Source organism: Streptomyces sp. NPDC057302, assembly GCF_042667685.1.
Lineage (GTDB): Bacteria > Actinomycetota > Actinomycetes > Streptomycetales > Streptomycetaceae > Streptomyces.
In genome coordinates this window covers 24,233-31,025 of the sequence record NZ_JBHUZJ010000098.1, presented here as the reverse complement: position 1 = coordinate 31,025, position 6,793 = coordinate 24,233, and the positions used below count along the sequence as shown (strand labels likewise).

Here is a 6,793-nt window from a genome sequence, read left to right as displayed (position 1 = left end):
GAACGTATGTTCCGTGGGGCCCTTCGCCGATCCAGCCGATGCGGCTGAGGCAGCCGCGTCAGTCGTTGCCCTGCAAGATGGCGATCAGGCGCAGGAACTCCATGTAGATCCAGACCAGCGTCAGCGTCAGACCGAACGCCGCGAGCCAGGCCTCTTCCTTCGGAGCGCCGTACGCGATGCCGTCCTCGACCTGCTTGAAGTCCAGGGCCAGGAAGCACGCGCCGAGCAGAATGCCGACGATGCCGAAGACGATGCCGAGGCCGCCGCTGCGGAAGCCGAGGCCGTCACCGCCGCCGAAGACCGCGAACAGCAGGTTCACCGCGGTCAGCAGCAGGAAGCCCATCGCCGCGGCCATCACGAAGCCGTAGAAGCGACGGTTGACGCGGATCCAGCCGGCCTTGTAGGCGACGAGGACACCGACGAAGACGGCCATCGTGCCGATCACGGCCTGCATGGCCGCGCCGTCCGCGATGCGGTTGTCGACGAGGCTGGAGACGACGCCGAGGAAGACACCTTCCAGGGCGGCGTACGCCAGGATCAGCGGCGGCGAGGCCTTGCGCTTGAAGGCCTGCACCAGGCTGAGCACCATCGCGACGAGGCCGGCGCCGATCGCGATGCCCATCGACTTGCTGAAGTTGGCGTCGTCCACCGGCAGCAGCGCCCAGGCGAGCGCCGCCGTGACGACCAGGGTGCCGAGCGTGGTGGCCGTACGCATGACGACGTCGTCCATCGTCATGCGGCCGGCGGTGGTTACGGGCGCCTGGGGGGCGCCGTGCTGCAGGTCCTGCTGGGCGTAAGGGTTCGTCGCGTACGGATTGGCCGGGGCCTGCTGGCCTGCGGCGCCCGCGTACGGGTTGCCCTGCTGGGTCTGCGTCCCGGCGGCGGGTCCCCCGGCCTGCGGCTGCGTGCCGAAGCCCGCGTAGCCGTTGTCGCGGCTGAACCCCCGTCGCGAGAAGACCGGGTTGCTGCTCCTCATTTCACTCCTCCATGGCCACCGTGCGTGGCTTTGGCTCAAGAGTAATGCGTAGGCAAAAGGAAGACCCTAGTGCTTGGGGAGGATCTTTCCCTCCTTGTGACCAAGAACGACCGGCCCGGTGCTCTCTGTTCCCGGTGGGAGGGTGGATACACCCTCGTCCGCCGGGGTACGGCGGCTGCGCCGTACGAGTGGCACCAGCGAGATCGCCACGGCCCCGAGCACGGCGGCCACCGCGAAGGTGGTGAATCCGAGGGACGCGTTCCCGCCGGAGACGACGGCGCCGCCCAGCCACGGCCCCACGACCGCGCCGGTGCGCCCGACGCCGGTGATCCAGCCGAGGCCCGTGGCGCGCTGGGCCGGTGTGTAGACGGAAGGGGCGGACGCGTAGACCATCACCTGCGCCGAGAAGAGCCAGATGCCGGTGACGAAGACGATCACGTACGCGACACCGAGCGGCAGCTCCGCCTTGAGCAGGAAGGCTCCGCAGGCGGTGAGCAGGAACCAGATCGCGGAGATCCGTACGGCACCGAACTTGTCGGCGGCCCGCCCCGCGACGAGCATGCCGACGATGCCGCCCGCGTTGATCACCATGAGGAAGGTCACGGAGGAGGAGAGGGAGTAGCCGGAGGCGCGCATCAGCTCGGGGAGCCAGGTGGAGACCCCGTAGACGAGGAGGAGCCCGGCGAAGGACGCGAGCCACAGGAGCGGGGTGGCGAGCCGCTGACCGGGGGTGAAGAGCGAGGCGACGGCGGCGAAGCGTCCCTTGGCACCGGCCTCGGGGGCTTCGGCGGGCGTCGGGGACGGCAGCGAGTAGCGCGCGGCGACGGCCTCCGCCTGGCTCGCGCGGCCCTTGGCGAGCAGTACGCCGGGCGATTCGGGCAGCCACTTCAGGACGAGGGGGACGGCGACGACCGCGGGGATCACGCCCGCCCAGAAGACGACGCGCCAGCCGTGGTCGGGCCCGAGCCAGAGCCCCAGGCCCGTGGCCGCCATGCCGCCCGCGTGGTAGGAGGTCATCATCAGGCCGGTGGCGAGCGCGGCCCGGCGCGGCGGCGCGAACTCGGCGACGATCGCGAGGCTGATCGGCATCAGACCGCCGAGGCCGAGCCCGGCGATGAACCGGCCGGTGCCGAAGACCGCGGCGCTCGGCGCGAGCGCGCAGACCGCGGAGCCCAGCGAGAACAGCGCGACGCTCCCCGTCACCATCGGCTTGCGGCCGATCCAGTCGGTGAGCGTGCCGCAGCCGAGGGCGCCGATGAGCATGCCGAAGGTGGTCCAGGAGCCGATGGTGCCGGCGGTCGACGCGGTGAAGCCGAAGCCCTCGTCGTCGATGAGGTGCGGCATCACGGCGCCGTAGATGTTGACGTCCATCCCGTCGAAGAAGACGACGAGCCAGCACAGGGCTATGACGGGGGCGACGGTTCTGAAGGTGCGCGGGGGCGCGGCACCTCGGGGAGCGGTCACGGGGTTCTCACTTCTTCGTGGGACCTGGCGGGGACGGGGACTTTCCGGGGGTGCGGCGGTGCGGCGGTGCGGGCTCAGTCGAGGGGGAAGCCCGTGTAGCTCTCGGCGAGGTCGGCCTCGGCCGAGCGCGACGTGGTGACGCGGTCCAGCTGGGCGAGCTGGACGCGGTCGTCGAAGGGGGTCGCTTCGGGGGCGCGGTGCAGCATCGTGGTCATCGCGTACGAGAAGCGCTCGGCCTGCCACACGCGGCGCAGGCAGGTCGCGGAGTACGCGTCGAGGCGCGCGGCGGAGCCGGTGTCGCGGAGCTCGACGAGCGCGCGGGCGAAGGTGACGACGTCGCCGACGGCGAGGTTGAGGCCCTTGGCGCCGGTGGGCGGGACGATGTGGGCGGCGTCCCCGGCGAGGAAGACGCGTCCGTGCCGCATCGGCTCGTGGACGTGGCTGCGCATGGGGGTGACGGACTTGGAGGTGATGGGTCCGCGCTTCAGCGTCCAGGACGGGTCGTCGGTCTCCAGGCGGCGGTCGAGCTCCTCCCAGATCCGCTCGTCGCCCCAGTCGGCGGCGTCCGTCCCCGCCGGGACCTGGAGGTACGCGCGCGTGACGGTCGGCGAGCGCATGGACAGGAGCGCGAAGCCGCGGTCGTGGCGGGCGTAGACGAGCTCGTCGTGCGAGGGCGGCACGTCGGCGAGGATGCCCAGCCAGCCGAAGGGGTACGTCCGCTCGAAGACCCGGGCGACATCGGCGGGCACGGCGTTGCGGGCCACGCCCCAGGAGCCGTCGCAGCCGACCACGTAGTCGCATGCGAGGACGGACTCGCGGCCCTGGTGGCGGAAGCGGACGCGCGGGCTCTCGGTCTCGGCGCCTTCGACGGCGAGCGCCTCCGCCTCGAAGAGCAACGGGCCCCCGGCGGCGAGCTGGAGGGCTATGAGGTCCTTGCAGACCTCGGTCTGGGCGTAGACCATCACGGACCTGCCGCCGGTGAGCCCGGGGAAGTCGACGCGGTGCCTGCGGCGGTCGAAGCGCAGCTCGATGCCGTCGTGCGGGATGCCCTGGCGGTCCATGCGGGCGGCGGCGCCCGCTTCGCGCAGGACGTCGACGGTGCCCTGCTCCAGGATCCCGGCGCGCTGGCGCTGCTCCACGTAGGCGCGGTCCCGGGTCTCCAGGACGACGGAATCGATGCCGGCGTTGTGCAGCAGGCGGGCGAGAAGCAGGCCCGCCGGTCCGGCTCCGATGATTCCGACGGTGGTGCGCATCGGCCGACCCCTCCACTTGTTCGCCTGGTGAACTTTCGTTCATAATGTGCTGACGGGAGTCTCCGACCGGACCCAGCGGCTGTCAACGGTTGCGGGGCATTCACTTTCGGGGCCCCGTTCTCCACCCGTGCGAGGAGCAGCGCCATGCCAGAAGAGTCCGTACGCGAAGAGTCCGTACGCCCCCTGGAGCGCGGCCTCGCGGTCCTGCGCGCCCTCGCGGTCGCCGAGCGGGCCAGGGCGGGCGACCTCGTCCGCGCCACCGGCCTGGCCCGCTCGACGGTGGACCGGGTGGTGGCGACCCTGGTCCGCGTCGGCCACGTACGCGAGCAGGGCCAGGAACTGCACCTCACGCCCCGCCTGATGGAGCTGGGCAACGCCTACCTCGCGGCGAGCGGACTCAGCGGCGAGGTCGCGGCGCGGACCGCGCGGCTCGCGGACGATCTCGACGAGTCGGTGTCCCTCGCGGTGCCCGACGGCGACGGCGTCCGCTTCGTCACGCAGGCCGCGCGGCGCCGCGCGATGTCGGTGGCCTTCCGCATCGGCGATCTGCTCCCCGCCGAGCGGTGCGCGCCGGGCGCCCTGTTCGCCGCCGAGTGGGACGAGGCGGCGTGGGCGGCATGGCGGGCCCGGGTGGCCGCCGACCCGCAGGGCCACGCCTTCCCCGCGCTGCCGCCGGGCCCCGCGTCCCCGCCCCCGGAGCTCGCGGACCGCGTGGAGCGCTCGCGGGCGACGGGCTGGGCCCTGGACGACCAGCTGATCGAGCCGGGCCTGATCGCCACGGCGGTCCCGGTGCGCGACGCGACGGGCCGCGCCCGGTACGCCCTGTCCGCGGTGAGCCACACCAGCAGGCACACGGCGCAGGGCCTCGCGGAGCTCGTGCTGCCACGGCTGCGGGAGGAGGCGGCGCTGCTCGAAGAACTCCCGACCGCCCAAGCAGCGGACGAGGAAGGGCAACTGACGGCTGATCAGGGGCCGGACACCGCAGGCGCGAAGGCCGAACTCGGCCCCGGCTACCTCCAGTCGCTCGCCCGCGGCCTCGCCGTCCTGCGCGCCCTGGGCGCGGCCCGCGGCGACGGCCTGCCGCTCACCGCGATCGCCGCGGCCACCGGCCTGCCACGGGCCACCGCACGCCGCTGTCTGCGCACCCTGGAGCTCCAGGGGTACGCGGCCCACGACGGCCGCCTCTACCGCCCCCTGCCCCGCATCCTGGAGCTCGGCTACGCCCGCCTCTCCCGCCTCGGCTTCGCCGACATCGCCGAGCCGCATCTGCGCCAACTGGCGGGCCGCGTCCACCAGTCGGCGTCGGTGACGGTGCTCGACGGCACGGACATCCTGTACGTGGCGCGGGCGGCGACGGTCCGCGTCATGAGCGTCCACATCACGCTCGGCACGCGCTTCCCCGCCTACCCCACCGCCATGGGCCGCGTCCTGCTGGCCGGGCTGCCCGCACGGGAGCGTGCGCGCCTCCTGGAGGCGGCGCCGCCAAAGGCCCTCACCCGGCGCACCGTCACCGACCCGGCCCACCTGAGCCGCATCCTCGACCGGGCCGCGGCCGACGGCCACGCCACCGCGGACGGGGAGCTGGAGGAAGGCCTGCGCTCGGTCGCCGTACCGCTCAAGGACGCGCAGGGCCGCGTGGTCGCCGCCCTGAACGTGGCCCAGCACGCGGGCACCGCCCCGCTGGAGGAGACCGTCGGGGCGCTGCTTCCCGCACTGCGCGAGACGGCGGCGGCCATCGAGGGGGATCTGCACACCGCGGCCCGCTTCAACGGCGTACTGCTGCCGTAGCGGGCGTGGCGGCGAGGTCTTGGCGAAGGTGCCCGGAGCCGGACTTGAACCGGCACGCCCCGCTAGGGGCAGCGAGGTTTAAGCTCGCCGTGTCTGCATTCCACCATCCGGGCAGGCCATGGGCTCCGCATCAAGTGATTCGACCCTATCGGGAGGCGTCCCCCGAACAGCGGAACAACAGCCCGATGTTGTCTTATTTTATTGACGTCTGAGGGTGCATCAGCCACCGGTATGGCCCATCGGTACATGCCGCAGGCCCTTCCGCCGTTGTGCGGCCTCCGGGACGGAATGACGGAATTTAGACGCTTCCGGAACGTCGGCGGACGCCGGCGGGCCACTGGCGGGTGCTACTTCGCGTCAGGGGTCGGGGTCATCCCCAGGTATGACTCCGGCACCCGGGGTCCGACTGCAGAGGGCCTTCGGAACCGGAACAGCGGCTGACTACACGGCGCGGATCCGCACGCACGATGGAGTACGTCCCCACTCGTCGTCCCGACAGGAGCACCGCCCCGTGACCACCACCCCCTTCGCCGCCCGCACCACCGCAGTGGCCGCGCGCGCCACGGACCTCTCCAAGGTGTACGGCCAGGGCGAGACCCAGGTGGTCGCCCTGGACCATGTCTCCGTCGACTTCCGGCAGGGCGAGTTCACCGCGATCATGGGCCCGTCGGGCTCCGGCAAGTCGACCCTGATGCACTGCGTCGCGGGGCTCGACAGCTTCAGCGGCGGCTCCGTGCGGATCGGCGAGACCGAGCTGTCCACCCTCAAGGACAAGCAGCTCACCAAGCTCCGCCGGGACAAGATCGGGTTCATCTTCCAGGCCTTCAACCTCCTCCCGACGCTGACGGCCCTGGAGAACATCACGCTGCCGATGGACATCGCGGGCCGCAAGCCCGACAAGCAGTGGCTGGAGCAGGTCATCTCCATGGTCGGCCTGGCCGGGCGGCTCTCCCACCGGCCCACCGAGCTCTCCGGCGGCCAGCAGCAGCGCGTCGCCGTGGCCCGCGCGCTGGCCTCGCAGCCCGACATCATCTTCGGCGACGAGCCGACCGGAAACCTGGACTCGCGCTCGGGCGCGGAAGTCCTGGGCTTCCTGCGCAACTCCGTACGCGAACTGGGCCAGACCGTCGTCATGGTCACCCACGACCCGGTGGCCGCGGCGTACGCGGACCGCGTGATCTTCCTGGCCGACGGGCGCATCGTCGACGAGATGCACGGGCCTACGGCCGATGGGGTGCTCGACCGGATGAAGCACTTCGATGCCAAGGGCCGGACCAGCTAAGCGCCGTTCGGCGTCCGCAGGTGCCGCCTG

5 protein-coding genes and 1 tRNA gene are annotated in these 6,793 nt (G+C 72.2%); 2 read left to right on the top strand and 4 right to left on the bottom strand.

The genetic code is table 11. The features are described from left to right. Positions 1 to 58 precede the first annotated feature (58 nt). The 3 genes from ACFUPX_RS39315 to ACFUPX_RS39305 all read right to left on the bottom strand — a co-directional run bounded on the left by ACFUPX_RS39315 (position 59) and on the right by ACFUPX_RS39305 (position 3,693). Positions 59 to 976, bottom strand: a complete 918-nt coding sequence (locus tag ACFUPX_RS39315; protein ID WP_383333648.1) for a Bax inhibitor-1/YccA family protein — start codon at positions 974 to 976, stop codon at positions 59 to 61. A gap of 66 nt (positions 977 to 1,042) precedes the next feature. After that, positions 1,043 to 2,440 carry an MFS transporter gene (locus ACFUPX_RS39310; RefSeq protein WP_383333646.1) on the bottom strand — a complete coding sequence of 466 codons (1,398 nt, stop codon included), beginning with the start codon at positions 2,438 to 2,440 and terminating at the stop codon, positions 1,043 to 1,045. 74 nt (positions 2,441 to 2,514) lie between these two features. Further along, a complete protein-coding gene (locus ACFUPX_RS39305) occupies positions 2,515 to 3,693 on the bottom strand; it encodes a 4-hydroxybenzoate 3-monooxygenase (RefSeq protein ID WP_383333644.1) in 1,179 nt (392 codons plus the stop codon). Positions 3,694 to 3,837: 144 nt separating this feature from the next. Here ACFUPX_RS39305 and ACFUPX_RS39300 point away from each other — a divergent pair, with 144 nt between their 5' ends. Continuing rightward, positions 3,838 to 5,481: an IclR family transcriptional regulator C-terminal domain-containing protein gene (locus ACFUPX_RS39300; protein ID WP_383333642.1), complete on the top strand. Its 1,644-nt coding sequence runs from the start codon at positions 3,838 to 3,840 to the stop codon at positions 5,479 to 5,481. Between the two features lie 29 nt (positions 5,482 to 5,510). Here ACFUPX_RS39300 and ACFUPX_RS39295 read toward each other — a convergent pair. After that, positions 5,511 to 5,594: transfer RNA gene (locus tag ACFUPX_RS39295), tRNA-Leu, on the bottom strand. 398 nt (positions 5,595 to 5,992) lie between these two features. On the opposite strand from ACFUPX_RS39295, the gene ACFUPX_RS39290 reads away from it, so the two are divergent. Next, the gene (locus ACFUPX_RS39290) at positions 5,993 to 6,763 is read left to right on the top strand and encodes an ABC transporter ATP-binding protein (protein ID WP_383333640.1); all 771 of its coding nucleotides are present in this window, start codon (positions 5,993 to 5,995) and stop codon (positions 6,761 to 6,763) included. The last annotated feature ends 30 nt before the right edge of the window (positions 6,764 to 6,793 follow it).